Raw genomic sequence first — 14979 nt, forward strand, 5'->3', positions numbered from 1 at the left:
TGGGGTGCGGGTCCACTCGACCTGCGCTCACACCTTCCTAGCAGACGAGGTCCAGTCGCGCCCCGGCCCAGTGCCGGCGCAGCCACCGGTCGTGGCTGGCGACGACGATCGCGCCCGGCGCCCGGCCGAGCGCGTCCTCCAGTTCGTCGGCCAGGGCGGGGGACAGGTGGTTGGTCGGCTCGTCGAGCAGCAGCAGGTGCGGCGGGTCGGCGACGAGCAGGGCCAGCGCGACCCGGCGGCGCTGGCCGACGCTGAGCGCGCCGACGGGCCGGTCCAGGTCGCGCGGGGCGACCAGGCCCAGCTCCACCAGCGGTGTCTCGGCGTGGCAGCGGTCGTACAGCGCGCGGGGGGTGGTGGCGGGGTCGTCGAAGCGGTCGTCCTGGGCGAGCAGGCCGACCCGCAGCCCGCGGCGGCGGGTGACGCTGCCCTGCGCGGGCCGCAGCTGCCCGGCGAGCACCGACAGCAGCGTGGACTTGCCCGCCCCGTTGGGTCCGGTGATCAGCAGCCGCCCGTCGGCGGGCAGGTCGAGGCGGTCCAGCCGCAGCCGGCCGGGCACGTGCACGTCGCGCAGCGTCAGCGCGGCCTCCTCGCTCGCCCCGGCGGAGGTCAGCGCGGGCGCCTGGAACTGCAGCAGCGCGGGCGGCCTGCGGATCGGATCGCGTTCGAGCACGGCCAGGCGCTGCTCGGCGTTGCGGACCCGCCGCGACACCTGCGACTGGACCCGGGCCCCGTGGAACTTGTAGCCCATCTTGTCGGCGTCGCGGGGCGGCCGTCCGGGCGCGACCTGCCGGGCCGTGGTCGCCGCGGACAGCCGCAGCGCCGCGAGTTCGTCCTGCCGGTCGGCGTACGCGCGTTCCCAGCGGGCCCGCCGCTCCCGTTTGGCCCGCACGTACTCGGTGTACGCGCCGCCGTAGCGGACCAGGCCGCCGTGGGCGTCGTCGCTGGGGTCGAGGTCGACGATGTCGGTGCAGACCTCGTCGAGGAAGACCCGGTCGTGGCTGGCGACCACGACCGCGCCGGGCAGCTGCCGCAGCTGCTGTTCCACGAACGCCACGGCCTCGTCGTCGAGGTGGTTGGTGGGCTCGTCGAGCAGCAGCGCGGCGGGGCGGCGTACCAGCAGGGCGGCCAGGGCGACCCGGGAGCGCTGGCCGCCGGACAGGGTGCCCAGGGTGCGTTCGTGGGCGACGTCGGCCAGGCCGAGGCCGTGCATGACCAGTTCGGCGCGGCGCTCGGCGTCCCAGGCGTCGAGCTGCTCCGCGCGGGCCAGGGCGTGGCCGTACGCGTCCAGCCGGTCCGCGTCGCCCAGGTCGCGGGCCAGCTCGTCGAGCTGGGCGAGCAGTTCGCGGCTCTCCTTCAGCGCCTCGGCGAGCACGTCGCCGACGGTGTCGCCGGGCGAGTACGGCAGTTCCTGGTGCAGCAGCCCGAGGTCGTCGGGGCGGACGACCGTGCCGGAGTCGGGGGTGTCGGCCCCGGCGAGCAGGCGCAGCAGCGTGGACTTGCCCGCGCCGTTCTCGCCGACCAGGCCGACGCGGCGGCCGGCGGACACGGTGAGGCTGACGCCGTCGAGCACACGACGGTCGCCGAAGATCTTGACAAGGTCGGTCGCGATGAGGGTTTGCGCAGGCATGAACACCACCGAGGGAATCTCGATTTCGAAGCCTGCCGGGCATCCGCGACGCCCCCGCACAGCGGTCGGGTCGTCGTCGCCTCAGGTCACAGGCCGGTCGGTGATGTCACAGCTCCATAGTGGGGCCAGCCTAACGGCCGGCCCCACCGGGCTGCCAGTGATTTACGCCCGCTCGATCAGCGGCAGGTACTGCGGGTTGTCCTCGACCCAGCGGCGCACGAACGAGCACTGGGGCACCACCTGCACGTCGTCGGCGGCGGCCCCGGCCAGCGCCGCCGCGCACAGCATCGCGCCGATGCCGCGCCCGCGGGCCTCCGGCTCGACTCCGGTGTGGTCGAACACGATCGACCCCGGCTTGCGGTGGTACGTCAGCACGCCCAGCAGGCGGCCGCCCTCGCGGGCCTCGTACCGGCTGCTCTCGGGCACCTCGACGACCTCGACGTCGGCCACGGACCGTCCCCTCTCCGTCACAGCGTGGGCAGCGGTGCGAGCTTGTCCAGCTCGGCAAGCTCCGCCGCGGTCGGCTCCCAGTCGGCGGCGGCCGCGTTCGCGGCGACCTGCGCGGGGCTGGTCGCCCCGGCGATGACCGACCCGCAGCCCGGCTGCGCCGCCAGCCAGCCGACCGCGACCTTGCCCAGCTCGTGGCCGTTGGCCTCGGCCCAGCCCGCGAGCGCCTCGACGGTGTCGAGCCGCTCGTCGGTGATGAATCCGGCCTGGTCCTTGGCCAGCCGGCTGTCCGACGGCGCGTTCTGCCCGCGGCGCACCTTGCCGGTCAGCAGGCCGTTCGCGAGGGGGAAGAACGGCAGCACACCCAGCCCGAAGTGCCGGGCGGCGGGCACGACCTCGATCTCGCTGCCGCGCTCCAGCATCGACCAGTGGTTCTGGGCGCTGACGAACGGCGTCACGCCCATGATCTCGGCCAGGCGCGCGGCGTCGGCGATCTGCCAGCCCGCGAACTGCGAGCTGCCGATGTAGCGGACCTTGCCCTCGACGACCAGCTCGTGCAGCGCCGCCAGGGTTTCCGCCAGCGGCGTCACCGGGTCGGGCGTGTGCAGCTGGTACAGGTCGATGTGGTCGGTGTTCAGCCGTCGCAGCGACTCCTCGACGGCCCGGCGGATGTACGCCCGCCCGCCCTTGGCCCCGGCGGCCGGGCCGTAGCCCATGTCCGCACCCTGGTGGCCGAACTTGGTCGCCAGCACGACCTGGTCACGGCGTCCCTTGAGGACCTCGCCCAGCATCGACTCCGACGCCCCGATCGCGGTCGCCCGGCCGTAGATGTCCGCGGTGTCGAAGAACGTGATGCCCGCGTCGATCGCGGCGTCGACCACGGCACGCGTGCCGTCCAGGTCGAGCCGCCACCCGAAGTTGTTGCAGCCCAGCCCGACCGCCGAGACGACCAGCCCTGACTTTCCCAGTGCCCGATAGCGCATGATCGCCACACTATCTCGCCCGGCCGGACCACGCCCTGGCGTGCTACGTCAGGGGACGAAGCGGGACAGCAGGTCCTGGGCGGCGCGGTCGACGGCCGCGCCGTCGGCCGGGTCGGGGACCTTGATCTGCGCGCCGGAAACGGTGTACCACTCCTCTGCGCCTTTGTACTGCGCCCGCAGCGTGACCGTGCCGTCCTTGCCGACCTTCGGCTCCAGGGTCAGTTCACCGGTGATGGTGCCGACCTCGTCCGTCATCACCCCGCCAGGGGGTGCCACCACGTCCTTCGTCATGCCGCCCGCATACCCGCGCCGCCCGCCGGGTACACGCGCGGCCACCCGGTCGAGGCCGTGCAGGTCATCGGCTCACCTGGGGCTATGCTCCCGCGGTGCCGCTGACGTTCCCCTCGCACCTGGCACCGGTGCTGCCGCTGAAGCTGTGGCGGCCGCGCTGGTTCGACGGGGTGGCCCTGGCCGCCGGGGCGGTCGCGCCCGACGTCGCCTACCTGGCGCTGGACGCCCAGGGGCGGCTGTTCGCCGACACGCACGCCTGGCATGCGCTGCTGTGGTGGTGCCTGCCGGTCGCGCTGGCCTACACCTGGATCGCCCGGCGCTCGATCGGCACGATCGCCGCCCACCTGCCCGAAAACCGGCGTTTCACCTGGCAGGCGTACGCCGGACTCGCCGACCACCGGCACCGCTGGTGGATCACCGTAGCCTCGTGCCTGCTCGGGGCCGCGAGTCACGTCGGGTGGGACCGGCTCACCCACACCGACGGCTGGATCCACACCGTGTTCGGCGTGCGCTGGGCCGACGTCAGCCCGATCGCCTGGTGGACGGTGTCCGACCTGGCCGGCACCGTCCTCGGTGCGGCCGTCGTCCTCACCGTCGCGGCCCGCGCCGCCCGGCGATCCGGACACGATCCTGCCGCAGCCGGCCGCACGGCCGCCGCGACCGGCGCAGCCGCCGACGCAGGTCCCGCCGACAGCGCCGGTCCCACCATCAGCACGGGACCAGTTGACAGCACCGGTCCCGCCATCAGTGCGGAGCTCGCCGTCAGTGCCGGGCTCGCCGTCAGCGGCGGTGCGGAGCCGTTCCGCACCCGGCCCCGGGTCTTCTGGACGGCGGTGGCGCCAGCGGCGCTGGCGGGACTGGTCGCGGTGCCGTCGCTGCCCGGTTCCGGGCTTCCCGCGGCGACCGGGGTGAGGCTGCTGCACGTGGCCGCCGGGGCGCTGCTGGTCGGGGCCGTGTCGGTGCGGATCGCGGCCCGGCGGGCCTTCGCCACGGCGACCCACTGAGACAGCAGACCACCGTGCAGAGCTCCTCGGCCGGATCCAGAAGCTTTATGGTCGTTGGGGCAGCCAGAAAGCTTCTAGATCCGCGGAATCGGGTCAGGTTCGGTCAGGTGACCTTGCAGGTGCCGGTTGGTTTGCCGATCACCACCTCGACGGTGGAGCCTGCCTCGACGACGGTGCCGCCGGGTGGGGACTGGTCCAGGACGTGGCACTGGTCGAGGGTTGACCGGTACTCGATGTTCGCCACCAGCCCGAGACGCTCCATGGCCTCCTTCACCTCCGCCTCCCGCCAGCTGAACATGCCCGGCACGGTGCGACTCGTGGACTGCGGGCTCGGCGATCCGGCGGGGTTCGCCGTCTCGGCGGGCTCGGGTGGGTCGACCGGGGCGTCCGACGGCTCGGTCCCGCCAGGCGCTGCGGGCGACGCACGGTGCGTCGGCGTAGCACCCGCGACCGGCGTCGCCGCCTGGGTGGTGGCCGGGGCCGCGGAACCGGAGACCGCCACCGAGCGGGACGTCGCGGGGCCCTGTGCCGGCGACTCCTCGGCCCCACCCCGGGACAGGAGGAAGGCGGCGAGCGCCACCAGCGACAGCACGGCCGCGGTGCCGACCAGGACGGGCCGCCGCCGGGTGTCCGACGCCGCATCCCCCGGCTCGGCACGCGGCAGATCAGGGCGTGCCCCAGCCGCCACACCACCCGCCGGTTCGGTGGCCGCCGCCGAAGCAGCCGCGGACAGGGCCGCCGCGCTCGGCCACCGGTCGGCCGGATCTTTCGCCAGCGCCCGCACGACAACCGCCCGGACCGGCTCCGGAATGCTGTCCGGGAGCTCCGGCGGCGGCTCGTTGACGTGCTGCAGCGCCACCGCGAGCGGGGTGTCCCCGGCGAACGGGCGGCGCTGCGTCAGCATCTCGTAGGCGACCACCCCGAGGGCGTAGACGTCAGTCGCCGGACCGATGTCCGCGCCGGTCACCTGCTCCGGGGCCAGGTAGGACGCGGTGCCGAAGATCTCGCCCGCGGCGGTGAGCCGGTCGGCGGCGACGATCCGGGCGATGCCGAAGTCGGTCAGCGCCAGCCGCCCGTCCGCGCGCAGCAGCAGGTTCGCCGGTTTGACGTCGCGGTGCACGATGCCGTGCAGGTGCGCGGCGTGGATCGCGTCCGCGGCCCGCGCCAGCAGCCGCATCGCCCGCGCGGGCTCCAGCGGGCCGACCCGGCGCACCAGCGACAGCAGCGACTCGCCCTCCACGAACTGCATCACCAGGTACGCGATGCCGTCCGCCTGGCCGTAGTCGTAGATCTCGACGATGCCCGGGTCGCTGAGCGCCGCCATCGCCTGCGCCTCGGCCCGGAACCGGGCCGCGAACCCGGGATCGACGGCCAGGTTCGGCAGCAGCACCTTCACCGCCACCCGGCGGCCCAGCACCGTGTCCTCCGCGCGCCACACCTCACCCATGCCGCCGCGCGCGATCAGCACCTGCAACGTGTACCGGCCGCCGAGCGTCAACCCCGGATCAAGCATGGCCGCCAGCCTTCGGTATCGGCCGCCGTCAGTCAAACATGCTGGTCACCGTCCACTCACGGGAGTGCGGCAGCGGGGTGGATACTTGCCGACATGCCAGCAGCAGAGCAGACGAGCACTCACCAGGCGCGATCCTTCGCGGCGCTGCCGGGTCCGGTCGGCGGCGGGCCGGAGTTCGCACAGTGCCTGCGCGACCTGATCGTGTTGACCGGCGCAGAGCCGCCGGATGAGCCATCGTGGTGCACGCCGGAGACCCGGGCGCGTGAGGCGCTGCGACAGGTGTTCATCGCCCGCCCAGCCGAGCCCGAATGGTTCGAGGCGCTGCTGCGCGCGGCTGTCCACGACCCGAACCCGAGCGCCAACCGGACTTTCGTCAAGCCCATGCTGGCCGCCTACGGCGTGCGCCGCGTGCAGCACGCGCTCATCGATCGGCTCGCACACGGCACCAGCGCCGAGCGGGCCGGCGCGGCAGGCGCGTGGTACTGGGCCCGCGAGCTCGGATTCGGCGACGACGACTACACGGTCATGCCGCAGCAGCCAGACGACGACCGGTGTGCCGACCTCGCCGTCGTCTGGCGGCACACCGCGCTGCGGGTGTTCCTCGCCGACCCCGACCTCGACGCCCGCCGCCGCATCCTGCCGATGCTGCCGCTGGCCGCCGACGCCTACCCGGCCGAGCTGCGCCCGCTGGTCGACGAGGCCGTCCGCGTCGCCCGCACCAGCTCCGACGAGTACCTGCGGCACCGGGTCGAACACCAGGTCGGCGGGTGCGAATCACGCGGGTGACCGCTGCGGCCGCGCGATGTGTGGACGGCCCGGTTCACTCGACCGGTGCGCCGCCGCGTCAGGACGGGATGTCCCCGATCAGCAGCGGAGCGAACATCAGCGTCCACAGCACGGCGAAAACCGCGTCCAGGTGCGACGGCGAGCAGAGCCACCGGACGAATCGGTTGGACCGGGCGCCTTGGCGGAGGAAGATCTGATGGTGCTTGCGCTCCATCTCACCCCTCGGCTTGCGGCGCCCGTACGTGTCCGGTGGGAAGCCGCGCATGCCGATCATCCAGAGCAGGGTCAGCCGGCCTAGCTGGAAGAACGCGGAGCTGCTGGAGAACATGCCGCTGACGATCGTCACCGCCATGATCACTGACAGGGACGGGACCAGCGGACGCAGCGTCGCGGCGAGAATGTACGCGGGCAGGCTCACTCCGCATATCGCCAGCCAGGCCATGAACCGCAGTACACAGCTGACCAGCGCATCGTCTCGCGTCTGCGGCCGGAACCGCGCATCGGATCTGACCTCCCGTGCCGTCGTGCGCCTTTCGGCGGGCCTGCCGCGGTTCAACAACGCCGCGAGGGGGCCGGCCAGCAGCTCGACGGCGAACCGGCCCAGGTCTCGTGACGGCCGCTCGACCGAGGGTGCTCCCACGCCCCCCATCAGCTGAGCGGGCCCGGCGGGTCCGCCAGGTCGGCCAGGGCCGGGCCGTCGAGCCGGTGGACGGTCCAGTCCGACATCGGCTTCGCGCCGATCGACCGGTAGAAGTCGATCGCGGGGGTGTTCCAGTTCAGAACCCACCACTGCAGGCGGGTGTAGCCGCGTTCGCGGCAGATGCGGGCAAGCTCGCGCAGCAGGGCCTTGCCGTGGCCGCGGCCCCGGGCTGCCGGGCGCACGTACAGGTCCTCCAGGTAGATGCCGTGCACGCCGTGCCAGGTGGAGAAGTTCAGGAACCACATCGCCATGCCGACCGTCTCGCCGGACTCGTCGTCGACGGCCACGTGCGCGAACGCGGCCGGGTGCGGGCCGAACAGCGCCTCGTGCAGCTGCGCCGGGGTCGCCTTGGCCTCCTGCGGGGCCTTCTCGTACTCGGCCAGTTCGCGGATCAGGTCGATGAGCACCGGGACGTCGGCCGGCACAGCGGGGCGGATCATGGCGGGGAGGATACTCGGTGGCCGTCCAGGTGGGGGGACTAGGCTGGCCGGATGGGCACCGTACTCTCCGTCAACCTGGGCAAAGCCAAGCACTGCGACGCCGCCGACGTCGGCGTCACCGCGATCGACAAGCACCCGGTCGCCGGGTCGGTCGAGCTGCGGGCGCCGGGGCCCAAGGACGGCGGGCTGGGCAGCGGTGTGGTCGGCGACGAGATCTGCGACCGGCGCCACCACGGCGGTGACGACCAGGCCGTGTACGCGTACGCCCGGGAGGACCTCGACGGCTGGGCGGCCGAGCTGGGCCGCGACATCGCCGGCGGCGTGTTCGGGGAGAACCTGACCACGTCCGGCGTCGACGTCAACGGGGCGCTGATCGGCGAGCGGTGGCAGGTCGGCGACGAGGCGGTGCTGGAGGTGTCGCTGCCGCGCATCCCGTGCCGTACGTTCGCCGACCAGATGCGCGAGCAGGGCTGGATCAAGACGTTCACGCAGCGCGCCCTGCCGGGGGCGTACCTGCGCGTGATCGTCCCGGGCCGGGTGAAGGAAGGCGACCCGGTCACCGTGCTGCACCGCCCGGAACACGACGTGACCGTGGCGCTGACGTTCCGCGCGCTGACCCTGGAGCCGGAACTGCTGCCGCAACTGCTGGCGGCCGACGCGCTTCCCGAGAAGGTCCGCGAGAAGGCCCGCCTGCGCGCAGCCCGATGACCGCAGGCAGTCATGCCCCGATAGCGTTCGGAGATGTCTGCGGATTCCACCGGCCTGCCCGATGACTATGCCGCTGCGGTTTCGGCCGGTGGCATCGTCTCCGAGCACATCAGGGAGGCGACGCGGAACGCGCTCGCTGCCGTCGGTGTCGATCAGGTGCCACGTGACCAGTACGCGCGGATAGCGCGATCGGTTGCCGAGGCAGACGCGCGACGTTCGGATCCGGATCGGCGGCGTCAGCTCGACTTACGGCTGGCCGAGCTGACGTGGCGTGGGCGGTGACCCGGGCCGACGTGATCGCCGATGGTCTCCCTGCTGGCCTGATCAGGCGTGCAGGGTGCCGTCGAGGACGGTGACGGCGCGGCCGGTCAGTTCGACGCGGTCGCCGCGCAGGGCGGTGCGGACCAGGCCGGAGCGGGCCGAGGCCTGCAGGCCGACCAGCTCGTCGCGGCCCAGCCGCGCGGCCCACAGCGGCGCGAGCGCGGTGTGGGCGCTGCCGGTCACCGGGTCCTCCGGGACGCCGACGGCCGGGCCGAAGAACCGGGACACGAAGTCGTACCCGGACGACGGGTCGGCGGCCGCCGCCGTGACGATCACCCCGCGGGTGGCTAGCGCCGCGACCTTGGCGAGGTCCGGCCGCAGGCCTCGTACCGCCTGCTCGTCGGCGACCTCGACCAGCAGGTCGCCCAGCGCCGGGCCGGTCTCCCACGCAGCGAGCACCGGCGCGCCCAGCGCATCGGCGACCCCGACCGGCTCGGCGGGCGTCAGCGGCGAGACCGGGAAGTCGAGGGTGATGGCCCCGCCCTCGGTGACGGCGGCGGTCAGCACCCCGCTGCGGCTGTCGAAGGCGACCAGGTCGCCGATCAGCCTGTCCTCGACCAGGGCGTGCGCCATGGCCAGCGTGGCGTGGCCGCACAGGTTCACCTCGCACAGCGGCGTGAACCAGCGCAGGGCCCAGTCCTGCCCGCCGCGCGGGTGCGCGAACGCGGTCTCGGCCAGGTTCATCTCCGCGGCGACGCGCTGCATCCACGCCTCGTCCGGGAACGTGTCGGTGTCCAGCACGACGACCCCGGCCGGGTTGCCGCCGAACGGCCGGTCGGTGAACGCGTCGATGATCCTGATCCGCATACCGGCACCCTAACCCGGTCGGCGCGGCCTGCGGCACGGCCAATCCCGGGTCGGTGGACCCGGGTGCGTCAGAACTGCTGCCGCCACAGCTCGATGCCGTCGTGCCCGGCGTCGAGGCAGGACAGGTCAGGCGAGGGGCGGCCGGACCGGCGGGCGAACTCGGCCACGGCCGCGCCGAACCCCTCATCGCTGTCGAGGACGGTCACGTAATGGCCGTACACGAGGTCGACGGTCAGTTCGATGTGGTCGACACCCGCGATCTCGACCACGAACCGGGAGACCGAGGCGTGGTAGACGTCTTCCCAGGGGATCGGTTCGAGCGAGTCGACGTGCACACCGCGGTCGTCCACCAGCACCGAGCGGCGCGGCGGCGGCGTCGGCTCGGGGCGGGTGCCGGTGCGCAGCGGGCGGTAGTAGGAGTCGACGGCGGGCTGGCCGGTGTAGTTCGGGCCCGCCTGATCGTCTGCTCCGGCGTACTCCAGGGGCAGGTCCAGCACGGCCGGGCCGGTGCGGGTGACGATGCGGCGGCGGGCGTCGTAGGCGACCCCGGCCTCGCGCAGCAGTCGGCGTACCAGCCGGGCCGCCGGGGTGCCGTCGGCCAGGCGGATGCTCGCCAGGTCCAGGTGCGCGGCGAACGTGCCGCCGGGGGACAGCCAGGTCAGCGCGCGGGCGAGCACGCCGAGCTTGTCCCCGACGTAGTGCAGCCCGTGCACGCAGGTGATCAGGTCGAAGGCACGGTCCGGCTGCCACTGCGCGATCGACGCGGTGACCAGGGTGAGGCCGTTCAGCACGGACGCCCGCGGGTCGAAGTGGTCCACCAGGTCCACGCCGACGATCTCCAGGCCGTCCGGTGCCTGGCCGGCGGCCTCGACCAGGGCCCGGCCCTGGCCGCAGCACAGGTCCAGCCACGCCGCCGCGCCGTGCTCGACGAGCCGGGGCCGGAGCCGCTCCAGCGGATGCAAGCCCAGGTCACGGGCGTAACTGTTGACGCCGTCCAGCCCGCGTTCGCGGTTCATCGCGTTGTTCGCCACCACCGAGGACCGCTCCAGGGCCTCGTCGTCGAGAAGACGCACGGCCGGTCAGCGCCAGCGGCGCAGCAGCCAGCGGCGCAGCAGCGGCGGCACCACCCACGAGTACACGCACAGCACGAACCACACCACAGCGGCCACCGCCGACAGCGTCGGCAGCCCGAGACTGCGCAGGCCGTAGATGACGACGATCGCGGCGATCCACGTCTTGACCGGCCCGAACCGGGTGAACGGGCGCAGCGGCACCAGCAGCGGGTGCAGCCCGATCCTGGCCTCGTACGCCGCCCGCGCGAAGTCGCGGTCGGTCGGGTCGTTCGCGACCGCCTGGCGCAGCCCCGAGTACGCCGACCGGACCTGCCCGCGGGCCGCGCTGGTGCCGCCGAGCAGGGCGTGCGCCTGCGCGTTCTCGGGGTGCGCGGCGACGAACTCGCGGCTGATCCGCTGGGCGAGCACGTCGTCGCCGCTCGCGTGGGCGAGCTGGACCCGGGTCGAGTACACGGCCGGCGCGTCGGGGTCCTGCGCCGCGGCCAGCTCCACCAGGCGGCGGGCCTTGTCGAGCTGGCCGTGCTCCAGGCACAGCCGGGCGTACACGCACAGCAGGCTGACGTCCTCCGGCGCGATGGCCAGCCCGTCGAGCAGCGCCCGCTCGGCGGTCTCGGGCCGGCCGAGCCGGTGCTCGGCGAGGCCGAGCTGGCAGAGCAGGTCCGGGTCGGGTCCGCCCGCGGCCAGGCCCGCCCGGGCCGCGTCGCGCGCCTCGCCCCAGCGTTCGAGCTGGAGCAGCGCGGCCGCGCGCAGTTCGAACACGAGCGCCGACCCGGCGTCGGACTCGGGCAGCACGGCGAGTTCACGCAGCGCGTCCTCGGGCCGGTCGGCGGCCAGCAGGGCGTGCGCGCGCAGCAGCGCCGGGGCGTGGGCGTTCTCGGTCATCAGTCCACCACCACCGCGATCAGGATGTTCTCCAGCAGGCCGCAGCCGATGACGGCGGCCAGGCCGGGGCCGAACAGGCTCGCCGGTTCACCGTTGCCGTACTCGTACGCCCGGAATGCCTTCTTCTGGGTCGTGCTGACGACGCCCCAGACCAGCAGCCCGAAGACGGTGCCCAGGATCCGGGCCTGGGTCTGCCCGAGCAGGGCCGTCATGGCCAGCCGCGCCGCGACGGCGGCGAGCCCGGCGGCGGCGACGGCCAGCTGCTGGTTGACACCCAGCGACAGCCGGCGCGCGTTGAGCACCCCGAGCACCGCCACGGCCAGCGGGCCGCCGAAGAACGCCGGGTAGACGATCGAGGAGGGCCGCCACGGGGGATCGCCGGCCGCCACGGGCGCGGCGGTGATCGTCGGGCGGAACAGGTCGTCGTTCATGTGGTCCTCGGGGTGGGGTGTCACGTCGGCGCGTGGCCGGGTCGGCACAGCATAGTGACTTCACCGCAGCTGCGGGGGTCGCTGTTCCGGCCGATCCGAACCGCCGGGTAGGGGGCACCGCGAGCTGGGACGAGCCAGCATAATGGCACGCCATGAGCTCCTCGCTGATCGAAAGTCTGCTCGCGGCCGTCGCCGCCCGCCCCGACGACCTGCCGCTGCGGTTGCACGTCGCCGAGCTGCTGGTCGCCGCGGACCGGCCGGGCGAGGCGATCGCTCAGCTCGCGGCGGTGCTGGCGCTGCAACCGCAGCACGAGCAGGCCCAGGCGCTCATGGCCCGCGCTCTGGGCGGCCCTGCCCCGGCGCGGCCCGCGGTGCCGACACCGGCGGACGTGCAGCCCGAACAGCCGCGGCAGGCCGATCCGGCGTCGGCCGAGGCCCCGCCGTCCGCCGCCCCGCAGCCCGCCGCGCCAGGCGGTGAACTGAACTGGCTGGCCCTGGAGGCGCAGTTTGCCGACTCGGTGCCGCTGCGGTTCGCCTCCGCCGACGACGAGCCCGAGGCCGTCAAGGGCGACGGCGACCGGGTCTTCGACGTCGAGAGCAGCGACGTGCGCCTGGCCGACGTCGGCGGCATGACCGACGTGAAGAAGCGCCTGGAGCTGTCGTTCCTCGCGCCGATGAAGAACAGGAAGCTGCGCGAGCTGTACGGCAAGAGCCTGCGCGGCGGCCTGCTGCTCTACGGCCCGCCCGGCTGCGGCAAGACGTTCCTGGCCCGCGCGGTCGCCGGGGAGATGGGCGCGAAGTTCACCACGATCTCGCTGGTCGACGTGCTGAACATGTGGATCGGCGAATCTGAGCGCAACCTGCACGAGATCTTCGAGACCGCCCGGCGCAACGCCCCGTGCGTGATCTTCCTCGACGAGGTCGACGCGCTCGGGCACAAACGCAGCCAGATGAAGTCCTCGGCGATGCGTACCCTCGGCAACCAGCTGCTGGCCGAGCTGGACGGCATGGAAGGCGCCAACGAGGGCGTGTTCGTGCTCGCCGCGACCAACGCCCCCTGGGATGTCGACCCGGCGCTGCGCCGTCCCGGCCGCCTGGACCGCACCGTGCTGGTCGCGCCGCCGGACGCCGCCGCCCGGCGCTCGATCATCGAGTACCACCTGCGGCAGCGGCCCATCGCGGGCATCGACCTGAAGAAGCTGGCCGGGTCCACGGAGCAGTTCTCCGGCGCGGACCTGGCGCACCTGTGCGAGACCGCCACCGAGTACGCCATGCACGACTCCATCACCAGCGGCGACCTGCGGATGATCGAGCAGCGCGACTTCGAGGCGGCGCTGCGCGAGGTGCGCCCGTCCACCGGGCCGTGGTTCACCACCGCCCGCAACGTGGCCATGTTCGCCAACGAGGGCGGCGCGTACGACGAGCTGGTCAGCTACCTGAAGAAGCAGAAACTGCTCTGACCCCACCGCCTCGCGCGCCCCCGCTACTGTCTGCGTGGTCATCGACAGGACGGGGCGTCTCGGGCATGAGCCGATGGCGGAAATGGCAGCAGCCGGACTTCGTGGACGCGGCCTTGGCATACGGCCTGCTGTACTACGCCTGCGTTCGGCTGTGGACATCGGACGGCTTTGTCCGCGAGGCACTGCTGTTGCCGACGATATTGACGATGCTTGGGCTGGGCCTGTTCAGGGGTCATCTGAGCGATCGTGAGCCGATCGAGGTGCCGGCCGATGCGCGGTCGGCGACGGCAGCGGGCAATACGGCTCGTCGGGTGTGGACACAGGTGCGGCGATACGGCGTGTTGGCGGTTCCGGTCCTGTACGCGGTGGGTGTCGTGCTGGTCGATCGGTTCGTGCCCATCGCCGGGGGACGTGGCCCGCGCAACATGGCGGTGCTGGTGCTCATGTCGGCGGCACTCGGCGCGTTGGCGCTCGCTGCCCGCCGCGTGGTGAAGACCACCCGTCCGCGTCCGGCACCGCCACCGGTGGTTTCGACCCCGGTCCAGGCGAAGATCGAGCGCGCGCCGATGGTGGTGCCCCGCCCCTCCCCGGTGTGGACATGGCGGGCGCTCCCGCCGCCGCACGGAGACGGCGGCGGACTCCTGACGTGGGACGACGGAGCCGGACACCGAGAGGTGCAGACCTCCGCGCAGCTGCACGCCGAGCTCTTGCGGCTGCACCTGAGCACGGTGACCCTGCCTGGGTTCGCCGACTTCGCGCCGGAGACGGGCGTGCCCGTTCGCATCGGCCTCGGCGACGAGCAGACCACATTGGTGACCCTGCCCGAGGACGGCACTGCGCCGCGGGTGGTCACTGTGAGCGTCGGGAGACTGCGGACGATCCCGGTGGAGCTGGACGGCTCGCGACCCGTGCTCCCGCGAGAGGCGGTCCTGCCGATGGAACTCGCGATGGAGATCCTGCGCAGGTACTGCGCGACCGGTGAACTGCCCGGCGGCGATGCCGTCCACGCCGGGTAGGCGTCCTGTCGGCCGGCGTCAGGTTCGGGCGAGGGCTGTGGCGATGGCGAGGGTGTGCTGGTACTCCCGCCAGTGGGCGATGCGCCCGTCGCGGGCGCGCAGCACGCCGATGAACGGCGCGGACGCCCGCGTGCCGGTCGTGGTGGCGATGCCGCCCAGCTCGTACTCGACGACGATGACCTCGGGGTCGGCGGTCTCGTGCACCGCGGTGACCTGGCAGCGGTCGAAGCGCACCGGCAGCGCCGCCCGTCCGGCCTCGGCGAACGCGACGAAGGCGGCCCGGCCCTCGATCCGGCCGGGCCGGCCGGGCGCCGCGAACGGCATCTCGACGACGACGTCCTCGGTGAACAGCTCCGGGTCCAGGGCAGGCCCGTCGGACAGGAACCACTGCCGGCGCAGCCGATCGAACGCTTCGTGGGGTGTGGACATGGGACACCTCCGGCTAAGATGAGCGGCGACTCGACTTCGTACGATAATGAGTGTCGACTCA

The 14979-nt window shown here is 73.2% G+C and carries 18 protein-coding genes; 6 read left to right on the top strand and 12 right to left on the bottom strand.

Features of this window, described 5'->3' with window-relative positions; genetic code table 11:
• Positions 1-37: 37 nt before the first annotated feature.
• From AB0B35_RS30955 to AB0B35_RS30970, 4 genes are all read right to left on the bottom strand, one after another.
• A complete protein-coding gene (locus AB0B35_RS30955) occupies positions 38-1627 on the bottom strand; it encodes an ABC-F family ATP-binding cassette domain-containing protein (protein ID WP_361052032.1) in 1590 nt (529 codons plus the stop codon).
• Positions 1628-1789: 162 nt separating this feature from the next.
• Positions 1790-2077, bottom strand: a complete 288-nt coding sequence (locus tag AB0B35_RS30960; RefSeq protein ID WP_361052035.1) for a GNAT family N-acetyltransferase — start codon at positions 2075-2077, stop codon at positions 1790-1792.
• Between the two features lie 17 nt (positions 2078-2094).
• Positions 2095-3057 carry an aldo/keto reductase gene (locus tag AB0B35_RS30965; protein ID WP_361052038.1) on the bottom strand — a complete coding sequence of 321 codons (963 nt, stop codon included), beginning with the start codon at positions 3055-3057 and terminating at the stop codon, positions 2095-2097.
• Between the two features lie 48 nt (positions 3058-3105).
• Positions 3106-3348 (bottom strand): hypothetical protein, encoded by a 243-nt coding sequence (locus AB0B35_RS30970; protein ID WP_361052041.1) that lies wholly within the window; start codon positions 3346-3348, stop codon positions 3106-3108.
• A 95-nt stretch (positions 3349-3443) separates the two neighbouring features.
• On the opposite strand from AB0B35_RS30970, the gene AB0B35_RS30975 reads away from it, so the two are divergent.
• Complete coding sequence (locus AB0B35_RS30975) at positions 3444-4352, top strand: DUF4184 family protein (protein ID WP_361052043.1); 909 nt, start codon at positions 3444-3446, stop codon at positions 4350-4352.
• Positions 4353-4455: 103 nt separating this feature from the next.
• On the opposite strand, the gene AB0B35_RS30980 is transcribed toward AB0B35_RS30975, so the two are convergent.
• Positions 4456-5865, bottom strand: coding sequence for a protein kinase (locus AB0B35_RS30980; RefSeq protein WP_361052046.1), 1410 nt, complete (start codon positions 5863-5865; stop codon positions 4456-4458).
• Between the two features lie 93 nt (positions 5866-5958).
• On the opposite strand from AB0B35_RS30980, the gene AB0B35_RS30985 reads away from it, so the two are divergent.
• Positions 5959-6651: a hypothetical protein gene (locus AB0B35_RS30985; RefSeq protein ID WP_361052049.1), complete on the top strand. Its 693-nt coding sequence runs from the start codon at positions 5959-5961 to the stop codon at positions 6649-6651.
• 58 nt (positions 6652-6709) lie between these two features.
• Here AB0B35_RS30985 and AB0B35_RS30990 read toward each other — a convergent pair whose 3' ends face one another.
• Together AB0B35_RS30990 and AB0B35_RS30995 are read right to left on the bottom strand one after the other, a co-directional pair.
• Positions 6710-7291 (bottom strand): hypothetical protein, encoded by a 582-nt coding sequence (locus AB0B35_RS30990; RefSeq protein ID WP_361052052.1) that lies wholly within the window; start codon positions 7289-7291, stop codon positions 6710-6712.
• A gap of 8 nt (positions 7292-7299) precedes the next feature.
• Positions 7300-7791, bottom strand: coding sequence for a GNAT family N-acetyltransferase (locus tag AB0B35_RS30995; protein ID WP_361052055.1), 492 nt, complete (start codon positions 7789-7791; stop codon positions 7300-7302).
• Between the two features lie 51 nt (positions 7792-7842).
• Here AB0B35_RS30995 and AB0B35_RS31000 point away from each other — a divergent pair, with 51 nt between their 5' ends.
• Together AB0B35_RS31000 and AB0B35_RS31005 are read left to right on the top strand one after the other, a co-directional pair.
• Positions 7843-8499 carry an MOSC domain-containing protein gene (locus AB0B35_RS31000; RefSeq protein WP_361052058.1) on the top strand — a complete coding sequence of 219 codons (657 nt, stop codon included), beginning with the start codon at positions 7843-7845 and terminating at the stop codon, positions 8497-8499.
• A 33-nt stretch (positions 8500-8532) separates the two neighbouring features.
• Positions 8533-8781: a hypothetical protein gene (locus AB0B35_RS31005; protein ID WP_361052061.1), complete on the top strand. Its 249-nt coding sequence runs from the start codon at positions 8533-8535 to the stop codon at positions 8779-8781.
• Positions 8782-8823: 42 nt separating this feature from the next.
• Here the strand turns inward: AB0B35_RS31005 and AB0B35_RS31010 are convergent, their stop codons facing one another.
• The 4 genes from AB0B35_RS31010 to AB0B35_RS31025 all read right to left on the bottom strand — a co-directional run bounded on the left by AB0B35_RS31010 (position 8824) and on the right by AB0B35_RS31025 (position 12013).
• Entirely contained in the window at positions 8824-9627 is an 804-nt protein-coding gene (locus AB0B35_RS31010; RefSeq protein WP_361052064.1) for a PhzF family phenazine biosynthesis protein, read from the bottom strand.
• A gap of 68 nt (positions 9628-9695) precedes the next feature.
• On the bottom strand, positions 9696-10700 hold the full coding sequence (locus tag AB0B35_RS31015) for a methyltransferase domain-containing protein (RefSeq protein WP_361052067.1): 1005 nt from the start codon (positions 10698-10700) through the stop codon (positions 9696-9698).
• A 6-nt stretch (positions 10701-10706) separates the two neighbouring features.
• On the bottom strand, positions 10707-11582 hold the full coding sequence (locus tag AB0B35_RS31020) for a tetratricopeptide repeat protein (RefSeq protein ID WP_361052070.1): 876 nt from the start codon (positions 11580-11582) through the stop codon (positions 10707-10709).
• Positions 11582-12013, bottom strand: coding sequence for a hypothetical protein (locus tag AB0B35_RS31025; protein ID WP_361052072.1), 432 nt, complete (start codon positions 12011-12013; stop codon positions 11582-11584). The genes AB0B35_RS31020 and AB0B35_RS31025 overlap by 1 nt, the downstream gene beginning before the upstream one ends.
• A 152-nt stretch (positions 12014-12165) precedes the next feature.
• On the opposite strand from AB0B35_RS31025, the gene AB0B35_RS31030 reads away from it, so the two are divergent.
• Together AB0B35_RS31030 and AB0B35_RS31035 are read left to right on the top strand one after the other, a co-directional pair.
• Positions 12166-13473 (top strand): AAA family ATPase, encoded by a 1308-nt coding sequence (locus AB0B35_RS31030; RefSeq protein WP_361052075.1) that lies wholly within the window; start codon positions 12166-12168, stop codon positions 13471-13473.
• A gap of 65 nt (positions 13474-13538) precedes the next feature.
• On the top strand, positions 13539-14489 hold the full coding sequence (locus tag AB0B35_RS31035) for a hypothetical protein (RefSeq protein ID WP_361052078.1): 951 nt from the start codon (positions 13539-13541) through the stop codon (positions 14487-14489).
• 18 nt (positions 14490-14507) lie between these two features.
• Here AB0B35_RS31035 and AB0B35_RS31040 read toward each other — a convergent pair whose 3' ends face one another.
• The gene (locus AB0B35_RS31040) at positions 14508-14918 is read right to left on the bottom strand and encodes a nuclear transport factor 2 family protein (protein WP_361052080.1); all 411 of its coding nucleotides are present in this window, start codon (positions 14916-14918) and stop codon (positions 14508-14510) included.
• Positions 14919-14979: the final 61 nt, after the last annotated feature.

The sequence above is a fragment of the Catellatospora sp. NPDC049133 genome (genome assembly GCF_040648455.1).
Lineage (GTDB): Bacteria > Actinomycetota > Actinomycetes > Mycobacteriales > Micromonosporaceae > Catellatospora > Catellatospora aurea.

Coding starts and splice junctions, on each gene's coding strand:
- AB0B35_RS30955 (WP_361052032.1), bottom strand. CDS start 1,627: ATGCCTGCGCAAACCCTCATCGCGACCGACCTTGTCAAGATCTTCGGC.
- AB0B35_RS30965 (WP_361052038.1), bottom strand. CDS start 3,057: ATGCGCTATCGGGCACTGGGAAAGTCAGGGCTGGTCGTCTCGGCGGTC.
- AB0B35_RS30970 (WP_361052041.1), bottom strand. CDS start 3,348: ATGACGAAGGACGTGGTGGCACCCCCTGGCGGGGTGATGACGGACGAG.
- AB0B35_RS30980 (WP_361052046.1), bottom strand. CDS start 5,865: ATGCTTGATCCGGGGTTGACGCTCGGCGGCCGGTACACGTTGCAGGTG.
- AB0B35_RS30985 (WP_361052049.1), top strand. CDS start 5,959: ATGCCAGCAGCAGAGCAGACGAGCACTCACCAGGCGCGATCCTTCGCG.
- AB0B35_RS30995 (WP_361052055.1), bottom strand. CDS start 7,791: ATGATCCGCCCCGCTGTGCCGGCCGACGTCCCGGTGCTCATCGACCTG.
- AB0B35_RS31000 (WP_361052058.1), top strand. CDS start 7,843: ATGGGCACCGTACTCTCCGTCAACCTGGGCAAAGCCAAGCACTGCGAC.
- AB0B35_RS31005 (WP_361052061.1), top strand. CDS start 8,533: ATGTCTGCGGATTCCACCGGCCTGCCCGATGACTATGCCGCTGCGGTT.
- AB0B35_RS31010 (WP_361052064.1), bottom strand. CDS start 9,627: ATGCGGATCAGGATCATCGACGCGTTCACCGACCGGCCGTTCGGCGGC.
- AB0B35_RS31020 (WP_361052070.1), bottom strand. CDS start 11,582: ATGACCGAGAACGCCCACGCCCCGGCGCTGCTGCGCGCGCACGCCCTG.
- AB0B35_RS31025 (WP_361052072.1), bottom strand. CDS start 12,013: ATGAACGACGACCTGTTCCGCCCGACGATCACCGCCGCGCCCGTGGCG.
- AB0B35_RS31030 (WP_361052075.1), top strand. CDS start 12,166: ATGAGCTCCTCGCTGATCGAAAGTCTGCTCGCGGCCGTCGCCGCCCGC.
- AB0B35_RS31035 (WP_361052078.1), top strand. CDS start 13,539: ATGAGCCGATGGCGGAAATGGCAGCAGCCGGACTTCGTGGACGCGGCC.
- AB0B35_RS31040 (WP_361052080.1), bottom strand. CDS start 14,918: ATGTCCACACCCCACGAAGCGTTCGATCGGCTGCGCCGGCAGTGGTTC.